This window comes from Kineosporia corallincola, from assembly GCF_018499875.1.
Lineage (GTDB): Bacteria > Actinomycetota > Actinomycetes > Actinomycetales > Kineosporiaceae > Kineosporia > Kineosporia corallincola.
In genome coordinates this window covers 522,311-536,658 of the sequence record NZ_JAHBAY010000002.1, presented here as the reverse complement: position 1 = coordinate 536,658, position 14,348 = coordinate 522,311, and the positions used below count along the sequence as shown (strand labels likewise).

The window sequence follows — 14,348 nt, the reverse complement described above, 5'->3', positions numbered from 1 at the left end:
GACGGCATGACCTTCGCCTGCGACACCCATCTCGTGCGTGAGCTGACCGAGGCGGCCGAACGCGACGGCATCGAGCGGCACGTCGTGGCCGCCGTCATCACCGACGACGCCGGTCAGGTACTCATCGTGCGCCGTGCCGGTGACGACGTCAGAGGTGGCCGCTGGGAGCTCCCGAGCGGGGCGGTGGACGAGGGGGAGCAACTGACCCAGGCCCTCCTGCGCGAGGTCGAGGAGGAGACCGGGCTGAGGGTGCTCGACGTGAACGAGTACCTGGGATGCTTCGACTATCCCTCCGGCAGTGGTGCATCCACCCGGCAGTCCACGTTCACCGTCGACGTCACGGGGGTGCTGCGGCTCGACCCGCACGAGCACGACGCCCACGACTGGGCGGCCCGCGACACCACCCGGGTCTCCGCCGAGGTGCAGGAGATCCTGCGCACCATCGGGTGATGGGCCGTCAGGTGTCCAGCAGTTCGGGCGTGAACACCTCGTTCACGCCCCATCGGCGTCGTGACAGTCCCTGCTCGTGGTGGTACCGCAGGAACGTGTCCAGCACGTGCCGGTTGGCCGAGATGCCGTACGGCCACCAGTCGTCCGGCAGCATCCGGGCATTCTCCTCGAACAGCGCGTTGGTCCAGGGCATCATGTGATGTGCCTGGTACAGCCGGGCGCTGTCCCGGTACTCCTGCCGCCCGAGCTCCTTGGCCTCCAGGAACGCGGCGTGGACCTGCCGGGCCAGACCGGGACGCCGCTCCAGCAGGTCGCGGGGGGCGGCCAGCACGTGCATGATCGGGAAGATCCGGGTGCGCCGGTAGTAGTCCCGCTCGCGCGCCTCGTAGTCGGGGAACAGACGGCGCACGGCCGGTGAGCCGTCGAGGAACGGCTGCGGCACGTTGGCGGTGAACAGGGCCTCGATCCGCCCGGTCTCGAGCAGGCCGCTGAGGGTCTCGCCGGGCGGGGCCGCCACCACCTCGACGTCGTCCGGGTGCGGGTGCGTGGTGAAACCGAACGGCGGCATGGGCCGGTCCAGGCCGCCGACGACCCACCGGTTGCTCGCGGGACGGAACCCGTACTCGTCCATCAGGATCCCCTTGACCCACACCCCCGGGTCCTGGCCGTACACACCGAACTCGCCGATCGTGCGTCCCCGGAGGTCTTCCGGCCCGGTGATGTCACTGTCGGCGTGCACGAAAACGGCCGAGTGCCGGAACAACCGGACCGGGAAGACAGGCAGTGCTACGAACGGTGCGCCGTGATCGAGGCTGCGGAGGTAGAAGGTGAGGCCGAACTCGGCGACGTCCGCCTCACCGTCCACCAGGCGCCGGAAGACGTCCGGCAGGGTGGGCTCGGTCGTCACCGAGGCGTGATCGAGTCGCACCCTGCCGTCGAACAGTGCCCTGGTGGTGTCGTACCTGCCGGTCACGACGCGCAGATCAGCTGTCATGCGTCCACTCTCGTGCCGGATCGGTTCGCGGGCAACGGCGGACGCGTCAGCGTCCCGAGTCAAAATGGGCTGTACAAAAAGGGTTCCTGATCCTTGATCCGATCCAGGAAGCTGGGGAGATGAGCTTTTCCGTGTCGTTCGAGGTGGATCTTTACGCGCAGGGCATCGAGCGGACTTTGATCTTCCGCCCAAGTGGGGATCTCGTGATGATTCACTGCGAGTCGCGCACCGATTGGGTTCCCGATCCAGAGCGCGAGAGCGTTGCACAGAGTGAGCTGGTCGCGATGCTCTCGAAACTGGCCGGAGACTTTGCCAGAGGGTTGAAGGCGATCGGTTCCGAACCGTCGGAGGCCGCACGCATCGAGCGTTGGTTGAAGGGGGAGGTGTAGCCTCACTGCCCGATCCCGCAACCCTCGCGCGGGACAGCAGCCGCCCACCTCGTAGGCGTAGATCCTGCGGAAGGACTCAGCCGAGGCGCCGGGTCGGCCACTGCGCCAGGTCGGCCTCCAGGAGCGCCGGGTCGCGGGGCGGCGGGATCTCGTCGAGGACGTCGAGCCGGGTGATCCGCTCGATGCGGAAACCACGGACCGCATCCCGCAGCCGGCACCAGCCGACGAGCAGCCACGCGTCGCCCGCGCGCAGAAGCCCCATGGTCTCGACGTCGCGGACCGTGCCGTGGGCGGGATCCGGCCCGCCGTCCTCGGCCTCACCGAGATAGGTGAGCCGCACCAGGCGCCGGGCCGCGATCACGTCGGAGAGCATGCCCAGCGGCACGGTGCCGCCCGCCGGGGCGGCCGCGTCGATCACCTGCATCCGGGTCAGCGTCTCCTGCACCGGCCCGCGGTGTTCCTCGTTCATGACCGCCGCGATCTTGGCCCGGGCCCGGCGCGCGGCCCCCTGGTACGGCGAGGAATCGAGTAGCGCGAGCCCGGCCAGGACCGCCAGCGACTCGGGGGCGGACAGATTCAGCGGCGGCAGCGAGTACTCCGGCAGGATCGAGTACCCGCCCGCCGCACCATGATCCGCATAGAGGGGCACCCCGGCCAGCTGGAGCGAGGCGATGTCCCGCTCCACGGTGCGCGAGGACACCCCGAACTCACGGGCGAGCCGGGCGGCAGACCACGGCCGACGTGCTCCGCGCAGCAGGTCGACGAGGGCGTACTGCCGCTCGGCTCGCTTCATGCCCCGATTCTGGCAGAGGCCCGCCGCACCGGCGCCGTGGGTCAGCCGCGCATGCTGCGCTGCCCGCCGACCGACCAGACCCGCCGGATCCGGCCGTCCCCGGCGAAGTCGAACACGTCGACGCCACCGGCGAGCCGGCCGCCGGCCTGCACGTCCCACAGCAGCCGGCCGTGATCACCGTCGACGGCGTCGGCGACGTGCGTGAACACGACGCCCGGGTTCTGCGCGTGCCACCAGCGCAGGTACTCCGCGAAGTCGGCGGCGGTGCGGATGTCGTCGGCGGGGGTCGACCCGTCGGGCTCGGTCACGGCGAAGTGGATGCGGAAGTCGTCGGCACAGATCTCCCGGGCGATGTCGCCGTCGGTGTTCCACATGGTCAGCCACCGCTCGAGCGAGTGCCGGGCGGTGGTCCGGGTCGTGTTCTCGGTCATGCGTCCACTCTGGGACGCGGGGGCGACAACGGTGTGTCGGTGTTGCCAGGAAATCCGCTCACTCGGCGACGGTCAGCACCAGCTCGCAGAACATCGAGTCGGCCCAGGAGAACCACGGCCGGCTGAACCGGGACGGGTCGTCCACGTCGAAGGCCTCGTGCATCCGCCCGGTGCCGGCGTCGGTGGCCAGCAGCAGGTCCACCAGTTCGCGCTGCCGCTGCGGTGATCCGCTGGTCAACCCCTCCACGGCCAGGGCGATCGGCCACACCCGGCGCTCGCGGGTGTGCGGGCTGCCCACGCCGGAGGCGGCGCGACCGCTGAACCACCAGGGATTGCCGGGGCCGAGAGCGAAGGAGCGGGTGCGGGCGTAGATCTCCGGGTCGACCAGGCCGGGGGACAGGAACGGAAGGCTCAGCAGCGACGGCATGTTGGCGTCGTCCATCAGCAGGGTGCCCCCCAGGCCGTCCACCTCGTAGGCGTAGATCAGGCCGTACTCGGGGTGCTCGACCACGCCGAACTCCGCCACCGCGCGGACGATCTCCGCCGAGAGCTGCTGGGCGTCCGTGGCCAGGGCGGCGTCGTCCCAGCAGGCGGTGGCGATCTCGGCCAGGTGGCGCAGGGCCTGGGCCGCCAGCAGGTTGCCCGGGATGTTGTAGCCGTAGGTGCAGGCGTCGTCGCTGGGCCGGAAGCCGCTCCAGGTCATCCCGGTGAAACCCACCGGTGTGCCGAGGCCCTCGCGGGTCAGGGTCTCGGTGGCGATCGCGCCGGGACGCACGAACCGGTAGGGCGAGCGTTCCTCGTGCCGCTGCTCCAGCCGGAACTGGTCCACCACCGTGCGGAACACCCGGTGCGCCCGGTCGTCGAAGACGTCCGTGCGGCCGGTGGCCCGCCACCAGCGGTGCGCCAGCAGCAGGGGGAAGGCGAGGGAGTCCACCTCGTACTTCTGCTCCCACACCCACGGGTCGTCGTTCAGGTCGCCCGGCTCGTAGTGCGCGCCGGTGGGCCCGGGGTTGAACGAGTTCGCGTACGGGTCGTGCCCGATCTGCCGGAACTGCCGCCGCAGCACCCCGGCCACGACGTCCGCGAGCTCCCGGCTCCCGCCGAGCATCCGCAGGTAGGGCCACAACTGGGTGGTCGAGTCGCGCAGCCACATCGCCGGGATGTCGCCGGTGATCACGAAGTACTCGTCGCCGTCGCGGGTCAGGGTGTCGCGCAGGGTGCGCTCCAGCGCGTCCGACACCGTGGCAGCCACACGCGGGTCGCCGAAGGCCTGCCGCACGCGGTCGACGTACGGCTGGAGGACGTCTTTCACGGCAGCACCTCGATCCTCACCGCGTCGGTGGGTGGGTGCAGATCGCCCGAGACCCACACGTCCAGGTGCCCGGGTGTCGCCTCCAGCAGCCCCCGGGCGCTCACCGTGCCCAACTGCGCTGCCCCGAGCCGGAAGACGACATCCCGCTCGGCTCCCGCCTCCAGCCGGACCGCGGCATGACCGACCACCTGCCGCACCCGCGGCCTGATGCCCAGCACGTGCCGGCGGCCGAACAGGGGGACGACGAAACGCGCGGCCCGCCCGCCCGTGTTCCGCACCCGCACGTGCACCTCGGCCCGAAGGCCCGGCTCGGCGGAGGCCTTCAGCACACAGGCCTCGAAAGTGCTGTACGAGAGACCAGTTCCGAGAAGGACGTTGTCGGTGTACGAGGCGTCGGCGTAGCCGCGGGAGGTCTCGCGCCGTTCGTCGTGCGCCACCGGCCAGACCCCCTCGCCACCGGGCAGGGTGACCGGCAGGCGGCCCGACGGCGACTCGACGCCCGTGAGAATGTCCGCGAGGGCGTCCCCACCCGTGGGCCCGGGGAACGCCGAGAAGATCAGCGCGTCACAGAATCCGGCGAACTCGGTCACGGAATGCGGTCTTCCGCCGATCACGACGCCGACCACGGGCCGCCCGGCCTCCCGTGCGGCCCGGGCAACCTCGATCTGCACCGGGTCGATCGCGACCCGGCTCAGGTCGACGCCCTCACCGCTGGTCATCCCCAGATCGGCCCCGGCCACCGCGCCGTTCTCGGCGAACTCCGACTCGTACAGCCGGCGGCTGGATCCGCCCACCACGACCACCGCGACGTCGGCGGCGTCGACCGCCGCGCGCACCGCGTCCAGCCCGCCGGGCAACCGCTCGCGCAGCTTGCTGCCGGCCGCGTACGATACCGCGAAACCCAGCTCCAGCAGCGCGGAACGGACTGTGGACGAATCCGGGTCGGGAACCGGCCGGGGCGCGGTGTAGTCGCCGAGCTGGGCGGCCAGGTCGTCGGCGTTCGGGCCGACCACGGCCAGTCTCTGCCCGGCGGCCAGCGGCAGAACACCCGCATTGCTCAGCAGCACGATACTTTCGCGGGCCAGCTGATGGGCCAGCCGATGTGCCTGCCGATGCGCCAGAGCGTCGTCCCCGGCCCGGCTCTCGCTCCCGGTCGATGCTTCGGTTCCGAAAGAAGTTTCGTCGTCCATGGTTTGATGATCGAGCAACCCCAGGCGCTGCTTCAGGCCGAGCACCCGCGCGCACGCGCGGTCGATGTCGGCCATCTCGATCAGCCCACGGTCGAGGGCCTCGTCGAGCACCACGTAGGCCTGGTCCCAGAAGCTGACGTCCACCCCGGCCCGCAGCGCCAGCGCACCGGCGTGGGCGTGGTCGGGGGCGGCGTCGAGCAGCCGGTCCAGCGCGGTGCAGTCGGCCATGACGATCCCCTCCCAGCACCAGTTCTCGCGCAGCACACCGGTGAGCAGGTCCCGGTTCGCGCTGCACGCCACGCCGTCCACGTCGTTGTACGCGGCCATGTACCCGGCCACCCCGGCCCGCGCCGCGGCGCGGGCGGCGGGCAGGTGGATCTCGTGCAGCTCGCGCCATCCCAGCGGGGCGCCGGAGCCGTTGCGGCCGCCGATCCCGGCGCCCTGCGCGGCGAGGTGCTTCACCACCACGGCCACGTGCGTGTCGTCGATCCGCGTCCCGGTGCCCTGCATGGCGGTCACCGTGGCGGCCGCGAGACGCGCTGCCAGATAGGGGTCTTCGGAGAAGCATTCCTCGGCCCGGCCCCAGCGCGGGTCACGCAGCAGGTCCAGCCCGGACAGCAGGGCCACGTGGATGCCCCGCCCGCGCAGCTGCGCCGCGACCAGGGCGGCGAGCTCGGCCACCAGGTCGTCGTCCCAGGTCGCCCCGACCGCCAGGTTCACCGGCAGCACCTGCCCACCCAGGCCCTGGAGACCGTGCGGGGCCTCCTCCACGAACAGCGTCGGCAGGCCGGAGGAGGAATGCCCCACGACGTACGCCTGCACCAGCGCGGCGGCCTCGGCCGAGCGTTCCGGCGGGATGCCGTTGCCCCAGTGCCGGCCGGACCAGGGGTCGGCGCGCTGGAGCCCGTACAGCGACCCGATCCCGCCGAACCGGTCCACCTCCCGCCTCAGCGCGTCGGTGACCTCCAGTCGGGAACCGTTGACGCGCAAGGCGTCCCAGCCGGGCAGACGCTGGTTGAGCTGGCCGATCTTCTCGCGCAGGGTGAGCCGGTCCAGGAGCTGCCTCATCCCTTCACCGCCCCGGAGACCAGGGCGCGCTGCATCTGGCGCTGGGTGAGGGCGTACACGGCGAACACCGGGATCAGGGTGAACACCGTGCCGGCCATCAGGACGCCGTAGTCGGTGCCGGTGGTCAGCTGGAGGGTGGGCAGGGCCACCTGGATGGTGCGCTGGGCCGGGTCCGGGCCGATGATGATCAGCGAGTACAGGTACTCGTTCCAGAACGACAGGAAGCACAGCAGCACGACGGTCGCGATGCCCGGCACGCAGATCGGCAGGTGCACGTGCCGCAGGATGGTCAGGGTGGAGGCACCGTCCATCGACGCGGCCTCCTCCAGCTCGCGGGGGATGGTGCGCATGAACTGGGTGAGGATGACCACCGCCAGGGGCATCGCGGTGGCGGGCAGCAGGAACACCAGGAACGTGCGGGTGTGGAACAGCCCGGTGAAGGCGGCCAGCAGGAACGTCGGGAACAGCGCCGCGAAGGTGGGGATCAGGAACCCGAGCGAGAACGTGGCCTCGACGACGCGCCCGGCCCGCCCGGTGGAGCGGGACAGGGCGAAGGCCGCGGGCACGGCCAGCAGCAGGGTCAGCAGCAGGGCCAGCCCGGTGACGATGACCGAGTTCGCCACCGCCGGCACCAGGTCGGCGCTGCCGATCGCCTCGCCGTAGTTGCCGGGGTCCCAGGTGCTGGGCAGGTTCAGCGGGTGGGTGAAGATGTCGTCGTTCTGCTTGAACGACGAGATCACCAGGTAGTAGAAGGGGATCACCAGCAGGAGGGCGTAGCCCCAGGCCAGGATCCCGCTGATACGGGGGAATCTCACGGCGGTCTCCTTCTAGTGGGTGGGGCGCAGCAGGCGGCGGATGGCGAACATCCCGGCCAGGCCGAGCACGAACAGCACGATGCCCACGGCCTGGCTGTAGCCGAGATCGGCGTCCACGAAGGCCTTCTGGTAGATCAGGTACGACAGCGTGGTGGTGGAGGTGCCGGGCCCGCCCTTGGTCAGCAGCAGCACGTTCTGCGCGGAGCTGAACAGGATGGACAGGAACTGGAGCATGGCCACCACGCCGATGAAGTCGCGGGCGATGGGCCAGTAGATGCCCCAGGCCAGGCGGCCGTTGCCGGCGCCGTCGATCATCGCCGCCTGCACCACCTCCTCGTCCACCGAGTCCAGCCGGGAGGCCAGCAGCACCGCGGAGTACCCGATGCCCGCCCACAGGTCGATGACGATGAGCGAGGGCAGGGCGGTGGCCTCGTCGGCCAGCCAGGCCCGGCCGCTCATGCCCAGGGTCTCCAGCACCCCGTTGACCAGGCCGTCGGGGTTCAGCAGCGAGTAGAACATCAGCGCGGTGGCCGGGGCCGAGATCAGCGCCGGCACGAACAGCATGAAACGCAGCACCTGGTGGCCACGGGGTTTACGGACGACGTAGAACGCCAGCAGGAACGCCAGCACGATCATCACCGGCAGGCCGACGGCGATCTGGACCGCGCTGTTGCGCAGCGCGTCCCAGAACACCGGGTCGGCGAACACGTCGCGGAAGTTGCCGAACCCGGCGAAGCCCGGGTCGACGAGCATGCCGGGCCAGCGCAGGAACGCGATGACGAACATGGCCACGACCGGGCCGACGGTGAAGATCGCGTACCAGACCAGCCCGGGCAGGGCCAGGCCGGGGAACTTCTGCCGCCAGGCCGCCGGGTCGTTGCGGGGGGCGGGGCGCTGGGGGACGGGGGAAGGTGATGCCGGGCGCGGGTTCTCGACCTGACTGCCGACGGGGACGCTCATCGGGGATCCCTGCTTTCTCAGGCGTTCTTGTACGAGGCTTCGAGCACGTCCACGATCTGGTCCGGGCCGGTCCCGGGGCCGAAGGCCTGGGCGGTCGCCTGGGTCAGGGGCTCGAAGACCGCCTCGGGGATGAGCAGGTCGGGCAGGATCACCGGGTCGACGGTGTCGCCGGCGGCCAGCGCCTGGGCCTGGGCCACGAGCGGGAAGTCGGTGCTGGTGACGTCGGTGACGGCGCTCATGTCGCGGCCCGACCGGGTGATGAACTGCGACACCACCTCGTCGCTGAACAGCCACCGCACGAACGGCTCGACCAGATCCAGCTTCCCGGCGCCGTTCTCGCTGATCCACACGCCCATGCCGTTGAAGCTCTGGATCACGGTGGGTTTGGTGGAGACCGCGCCGGGCGGCACCGGCCAGCCGCCGATCGTGGTCTCGGCGGCCCGCTCGGCGGGCACCTTGGCCAGGGCCGAGGACATCGACGACATGATCGCCGCCTGCCCGGTGTTGTACTGGGTCAGCATCGAGTCCGAGGTGAAACCCTGCGCACTGTCCACGAAAACGCCGGCGTCGCGGAGGTCGGCGAAGTGCTGGATGCCGGCCAGGGCTCCGGGGGACTCGCTGAAGACCCCGGTGGCGAACACCCGCTCGGCCTCGTCGGCGGTCAGGAACGACTGGATGATCTGGATGAACAGCTTCTGGCCGCTCCAGTCGCCGCCGCCGATGGTGACCGGCCCGATGCCCTTGCCGCGCAACGCGTCCGCGGCCTCGATCAGGTCCTGCGAGGTGAGCGGCACCTCGACGCCGGCCTGTTCGAGCAGCCGGGTGTTGAAGGCCACCGGCCAGTTGGTGCGGGTGTAGGGGAACGCCCGCAGATGACCGTCGCCGGTGGTCCACTCCTGGATCGCGCCGGGCTCGATGCGGTCGGCGAGACCCCATTCTGCTAGCAGGTTCTCGACCGGGATCGTCGCGTCCTCGGCGGTCCAGGCCAGCGTCTTGCCGACCATGTTGACGATCGTGATGTCGGCCTCCTTGCCGGCCAGCACGGAGGTCTCGAACACGATCGGCAGGTCGCTGCCGTTGCTAAGGGTGGCCACCTGCCGCCCGGTGCTGGTGCGGTACTGCTCGACCACGGCCCGGAACACGTCGGCCCCGGCCACGGCGCCGTTGAACTGCGAGTGCACGACCAGCGTGTTCTTGCCGCCCGCGGCGGGCCGGAGGGCCTGCACCGCACCACATCCGGACAACGACATGAGGGCTGCGGCGGCCCCGCCCGCGGTCAGCAGGCTGCGCCTGCTGAGGAGCTCGCTCATCGGATCCTCCCGACTCTGGGAACGACAGACCTGGATAACGGATATAGCGGTGTACTAGGTGTCTGCCGTAAGGTATACCGGTGTACTGCTGTACCGCGTCAAGGGTGCGGCGCCGATCGGTAACCTGATCAAAACACGGGAGGGCAGGTCGAGATGGGCAGCAGCCCGGGCACCCGGCGACCCACCATCGCCGCCGTCGCACAGGCCGCGGGGGTGTCGGTGTCGGCGGTCTCGCACGTGTTCAACGGCCGCACCAACATCTCCCCGGAGACCGCGCAGCGCATCCGCGACGCCGCCGACGCGCTGAACTGGCGGCCCAACGTGGCCAGCCGGCGGGTGTCCCGGTCGCTGGGCGGCCCGGCCGGGGGAGCGGTGGGCAACAGCATCGGCCTGGTGGTCACCCAGTCGCCCGAGACGTTCCGGCGCGACCCGTTCTTCATCCGGCTGATCGCCGGGCTCACCGGTCCGCTCGGCGAGCTGGGCTGGTCGCTGTCGCTCACGGTGGTGGAGCCGCAGGACGAGGAGCAGGTCTACCGGCAGTGGTGGACCGAGCAGCGGGTGGACGGGTTTCTGCTGGTCGACCTGCGCACCAAGGACCCGCGGATCCCGTTGCTGCGCAGCCTGTCCGCCACCGCCGTGGCGCTCGGCCCGACCCCGGCCGCGTCCGCGGTGCCGGGGGTCACGCTCGACGACGGCGCCGGGCTGGAGGAGGTGCTCGCCCACCTGGCCGGGCTCGGGCACCGGCGCATCGCCCGGGTCACCTCCTCGCCCGGCCTGGCCCACAGCCGGCGGCGCGACCGGGCTCTCACCGCCGCCGCCCGGCAGCGCGACCTCACCGTGCGGTCACTGGCCTGGAACGAGGACGCGGCCGATCCGGTGGCCGGCCTGCTGGCCGCGCGCGGCGACGTCAGTGCCCTGGTGCTCGACAGCGAGGCCCTGGCCACCCGGGTCATCGCGCACGCCCCCGAGCTGGGGGTGCGGGTGCCGGCCGACCTGTCGGTGCTGTCCTGGGAGGACTCCTGGGTCAGCGAGCTGGTGCGGCCCCGGCTCACCGCGCTGTCCGCGCCGGTGGAAGACAGCGCCCGCACCGCGGTCGACCTGCTGCGCCGCATGGTGCACGGCGAGAAGCCCTCCTCGGTGGTGGTTCCCGGCCGGCGGCTGGTCGTGCGCGAGTCCACCGGGCCCGCACCCGCCTGACCGACCCGGCCCACACGTCCCCCCGTTCCAGCGTCCCCTCTTTCGAAGGAGCCCCGTGACACCGCGTTTCGGCGTCAACTACGTCCCCAGCCAGGACTGGATGTTCCAGTGGACGGCCGTCGAGGCGGACGTCGTCCGGCGGGACTTCGCGGCGATCGCCGCCCTGGGCCTGGACCACGTGCGGCTGTTCCCGCTGTGGCCGGTGCTCCAGCCCAACCGCACCCTGATCCGGCGCCGCGCCCTCGACGACGTGCGGCTGGTGGTCGACCTGGCCGCGGAGTTCGGGCTGGACGCGTCGGTCGACGTGATCCAGGGCCACATGTCGGGGTTCGACTTCGTGCCGGCCTGGCTGGTCAACTGGCACGCGGGCAACATGTTCACCGACGAGCCGGCCGTGCGCGCCCAGGCCGCCCTGGTCGGCGCCGTCTACGAAACCCTGCGCGACGCACCGAACTTCACCGGCCTGACACTGGGCAACGAGGTGAACCAGTTCCAGCCGCCGAACCCGGCCGCGATGCCCGCCGACAGCGAGCAGATCGGGCACTGGCTGCGCAGCCTGCTGGCCGGCGCCCAGGACCCCGACCCGGCCCACGTGATCACCCACAGCGAGAACGACCACCTCTGGTACCGCGACGGGCACCCGTTCCTGCCCACCCACGCCACCCGCCTGGGCGACGTGACCACCGTCCACTCCTGGATCTTCAACGGCACCGGCCAGCGCTACGGCGGGCTGTCGGACCAGGCGGTGCGGCACGCCGAGTGGATGGCCGAGCTGTCGCGGGCCTTCGCCACCGACCCCGCCCGGCCGGTCTGGGTGCAGGAGGTCGGGGCCCCGGCGCTCAACCTGCAACCGGAACAGATGCCCGAGTTCTGCCGCCGCACCGTCGATTCCGTGCTCACCACCCAGAACCTGTACGGCATCACCTGGTGGTGCTCCCACGACGTCAGCCGCGACCTGGGCGACTACAAAGACCTGGAGTACTCCCTGGGCCTGCTCGACGTGGACAACCGGGTCAAGCCGCTCGGCCGGGCGTTCGCCGAGGCCGTCGCCCAGGCCCGGGCCACCCCGCCGGCCGTGCCCGCCCGCACCCGGGCCGTCGTCGTCGAGGTCGACGAGCACGACGTGCCGCGCTCGCGCGCCGCCCTGGCCCCCGGCGGTGCCGTGGTGGAGGCCTGGTACGACCTGCGCGCCGCCGGGCACTTCCCGGCCGTGGTCACCAGCACCACCGCCGCCGACCCGGCCGCCCTGGCCGCACGCGGCATCGAGCAGCTGGTACGGCCCACCTCCATGGTGTGAGACCCGCCCCGTGCCCTGGGCACGGCCGCTCAGATCGTGCATGATCACGTCAACCCCAGCGTTTTCCGAGGAGCCCCACCAGCATGAGCACCCGCACCGCCGTCACCACCACGGACGCCCCCGCCCCCGCGCACACCTTCTCCCAGGGCGTGCGCAAGGGCCCGGTGCTCCAGGTCTCCGGGCAGGGCCCGGTCGACCCGGACACGAACGAGTACCTGCACCCCGGCGACGTGAAGGCGCAGACCCTGCGCACCCTGCGCAACGTGCACGCCATCCTCACCGCCGGCGGCGCGACCTTCGACGACGTCGTCATGCTGCGCGTCTACCTGACCACGCGCGACGACTTCGCCGCGATGAACGAGGCGTACGGTGAGTACGTCACCGAGCACTGCGCCTCCGGCGTGCTGCCCGCCCGCACCACCGTCATGACCGGCCTGCCGCGCGCGGAGATGCTGGTGGAGATCGATGCCCTCGCCGTCCTCGGCTGACGACCTGCTGATCCGGGGCGCCCTCGTCGCCGACGGCACGGGGGCACCAGCCCGGCGCGCCGACGTGCTCGTCGCCGGCGGGCGCGTCGCCGCGCTCGGTGACGTCGGAACCACTACCGGCGCAAGGCAACTCGACGCCGGCGGGCTGGTGCTGGCCCCCGGGTTCATCGACATGCACGCGCACTCCGACCTGGCCGTGCTCACCGACCCGCAGCACCTGGCCAAGACCAGCCAGGGCGTCACCACCGAGGTGCTCGGCCAGGACGGCCTGAGCTACGCCCCCGCCGACGAAACCGCCCTCGACGTGCTGCGCGAGCAGCTGGCCGGCTGGAACGGCGTCCCCTCCGGGCTGGACTGGCCGTGGCGCACCGTGGGGGAGTACCTCGACCGGGTCGACGCCGGGGCCGCCGTCAACGTGGCCTACCTGGTGCCGCAGGGCACGGTGCGCATGCTCGCGGTCGGCACCGACGACCGCCCCGCCACCGCCGCCGAGCTGGATCACATGCGCGCCCTGGTCGGCGCCGGGATGCGCGAGGGCGCGTTCGGCATGTCCAGCGGGCTCACCTACGTGCCCGGAATGTACGCCGGCACCGACGAACTCGTCGCGCTGTGCGAGGTGGTCGCCGCCCACGGCGGGTTCTACGCACCGCACCAGCGTTCCTACGGCAAGGGGGCCCTGGAGGCGTATGCCGAGGTGATCGAGGTGGCCCGCCGCTCCGGCGCGGCCCTGCACCTGACCCACGCCACGATGAACTTCGCCGTCAACGCCGGGCGCGCCGGGCACTTGCTCTCAATGGTGGACGACGCGCTGGCGGACGGCCTCGACGTCACTCTCGACACCTACCCGTACCTGCCGGGGTCGACCACCCTCGCCGCCGTGCTGCCCAGCTGGGCCGCGGCCGGCGGCCCGGCCGCCACCCTGGAGCGCCTGAGCGACCCGGCCACCCTCGCCCGCATCCGCCACACGGTGGAGGTGGAAGGATCCGACGGATGCCACGGCGTGGCCGCCGAGTGGGACACCCTGGAGATCTCCGGGGTCCGCCACGGCGAGCTGTCCGCCCTGACCGGGCGCACCATCGCGGGCATCGCCGCCGACACCGGGCGGGAGGCGTTCGACGTGTTCACCGATGTCCTGCGCCGCGACCGGCTCGGCACCACCGTCCTCCAGCACGTCGGCCACGAGCAGAACGTGCGCGCCGTCATGACCCACCCCCGCCACTGCGGCGGCAGCGACGGCCTGCTGGTCGGCGCCAAACCGCACCCCCGGGCCTGGGGCACCTTCCCGCACTACCTCGGCCACTACGTGCGCGAGGAGGGGGTTCTCGGCCTGGAGGAGTGCATCGCGCACCTGACCTCCCGCCCCGCCCGGCGCCTGGGCCTGAGCGACCGCGGGGTGGTGCGCGAGGGGGTCGTGGCCGACCTGGTGCTGTTCGACCCGGACACGATCGCGGCCGGCGCCACGTTCGCCGAGCCGCGTCGTCCACCGTTGGGCATCCCGTTCGTGCTCGTCGCCGGGGTGCCGGTGATCGACGACGGCGAGCGCACCGAGGCCGTGCCCGGCCGGGCGCTGCGGCACCGGAGCGGCTGACCGGTCCGCCCGGGTGTCCGGCCCCGGCACACCGGAGCCGCTGATGACCTGCCGGTGCCGAGCTTC

Annotated in this window: 14 protein-coding genes; 6 read left to right on the top strand and 8 right to left on the bottom strand. The window is 71.7% G+C overall.

Going from position 1 to position 14,348, the window contains the following annotated elements; all coding sequences use genetic code 11:
* The first annotated feature begins 6 nt into the window (after positions 1 to 6).
* A complete protein-coding gene (locus tag KIH74_RS06645; protein WP_214154890.1) occupies positions 7 to 450 on the top strand; it encodes an NUDIX hydrolase in 444 nt (147 codons plus the stop codon).
* A 7-nt stretch (positions 451 to 457) separates the two neighbouring features.
* Here KIH74_RS06645 and KIH74_RS06640 read toward each other — a convergent pair whose 3' ends face one another.
* Entirely contained in the window at positions 458 to 1,444 is a 987-nt protein-coding gene (locus KIH74_RS06640; protein ID WP_214154889.1) for an ABC transporter substrate-binding protein, read from the bottom strand.
* A 119-nt stretch (positions 1,445 to 1,563) separates the two neighbouring features.
* On the opposite strand from KIH74_RS06640, the gene KIH74_RS06635 reads away from it, so the two are divergent.
* Complete coding sequence (locus KIH74_RS06635) at positions 1,564 to 1,833, top strand: hypothetical protein (protein ID WP_214154888.1); 270 nt, start codon at positions 1,564 to 1,566, stop codon at positions 1,831 to 1,833.
* Between the two features lie 76 nt (positions 1,834 to 1,909).
* Here the strand turns inward: KIH74_RS06635 and KIH74_RS06630 are convergent, their stop codons facing one another.
* From KIH74_RS06630 to KIH74_RS06600, 7 genes are read right to left on the bottom strand one after another with little or no spacing between them, the layout of a single operon-like run.
* Positions 1,910 to 2,626, bottom strand: a complete 717-nt coding sequence (locus KIH74_RS06630) for a helix-turn-helix transcriptional regulator (RefSeq protein ID WP_214154887.1) — start codon at positions 2,624 to 2,626, stop codon at positions 1,910 to 1,912.
* A gap of 41 nt (positions 2,627 to 2,667) precedes the next feature.
* Entirely contained in the window at positions 2,668 to 3,057 is a 390-nt protein-coding gene (locus KIH74_RS06625; RefSeq protein WP_214154886.1) for a nuclear transport factor 2 family protein, read from the bottom strand.
* A 58-nt stretch (positions 3,058 to 3,115) separates the two neighbouring features.
* Positions 3,116 to 4,369, bottom strand: coding sequence for a glycoside hydrolase family 125 protein (locus tag KIH74_RS06620; RefSeq protein WP_308113621.1), 1,254 nt, complete (start codon positions 4,367 to 4,369; stop codon positions 3,116 to 3,118).
* Positions 4,366 to 6,627, bottom strand: coding sequence for a glycoside hydrolase family 3 N-terminal domain-containing protein (locus KIH74_RS06615; RefSeq protein WP_214154884.1), 2,262 nt, complete (start codon positions 6,625 to 6,627; stop codon positions 4,366 to 4,368). The genes KIH74_RS06620 and KIH74_RS06615 overlap by 4 nt, the downstream gene beginning before the upstream one ends.
* Positions 6,624 to 7,442 (bottom strand): carbohydrate ABC transporter permease, encoded by an 819-nt coding sequence (locus KIH74_RS06610; protein WP_214154883.1) that lies wholly within the window; start codon positions 7,440 to 7,442, stop codon positions 6,624 to 6,626. The genes KIH74_RS06615 and KIH74_RS06610 overlap by 4 nt, the downstream gene beginning before the upstream one ends.
* 12 nt (positions 7,443 to 7,454) lie before the next feature.
* Positions 7,455 to 8,402, bottom strand: a complete 948-nt coding sequence (locus tag KIH74_RS06605) for a carbohydrate ABC transporter permease (RefSeq protein WP_214154882.1) — start codon at positions 8,400 to 8,402, stop codon at positions 7,455 to 7,457.
* A 17-nt stretch (positions 8,403 to 8,419) separates the two neighbouring features.
* Positions 8,420 to 9,712, bottom strand: a complete 1,293-nt coding sequence (locus tag KIH74_RS06600; protein ID WP_214154881.1) for an ABC transporter substrate-binding protein — start codon at positions 9,710 to 9,712, stop codon at positions 8,420 to 8,422.
* 153 nt (positions 9,713 to 9,865) lie between these two features.
* Between KIH74_RS06600 and KIH74_RS06595 the strand changes: the two genes are divergently transcribed.
* The 4 genes from KIH74_RS06595 (at position 9,866) to KIH74_RS06580 (ending at position 14,282) form a co-directional block, all read left to right on the top strand.
* Positions 9,866 to 10,909 (top strand): LacI family DNA-binding transcriptional regulator, encoded by a 1,044-nt coding sequence (locus tag KIH74_RS06595; RefSeq protein ID WP_214154880.1) that lies wholly within the window; start codon positions 9,866 to 9,868, stop codon positions 10,907 to 10,909.
* Positions 10,910 to 10,964: 55 nt separating this feature from the next.
* Positions 10,965 to 12,206 (top strand): glycoside hydrolase 5 family protein, encoded by a 1,242-nt coding sequence (locus KIH74_RS06590; protein WP_214154879.1) that lies wholly within the window; start codon positions 10,965 to 10,967, stop codon positions 12,204 to 12,206.
* A gap of 83 nt (positions 12,207 to 12,289) precedes the next feature.
* Positions 12,290 to 12,694 carry a RidA family protein gene (locus KIH74_RS06585; protein ID WP_214154878.1) on the top strand — a complete coding sequence of 135 codons (405 nt, stop codon included), beginning with the start codon at positions 12,290 to 12,292 and terminating at the stop codon, positions 12,692 to 12,694.
* On the top strand, positions 12,672 to 14,282 hold the full coding sequence (locus tag KIH74_RS06580; protein WP_214154877.1) for an N-acyl-D-amino-acid deacylase family protein: 1,611 nt from the start codon (positions 12,672 to 12,674) through the stop codon (positions 14,280 to 14,282). The genes KIH74_RS06585 and KIH74_RS06580 overlap by 23 nt, the downstream gene beginning before the upstream one ends.
* Positions 14,283 to 14,348 lie beyond the last annotated feature (66 nt).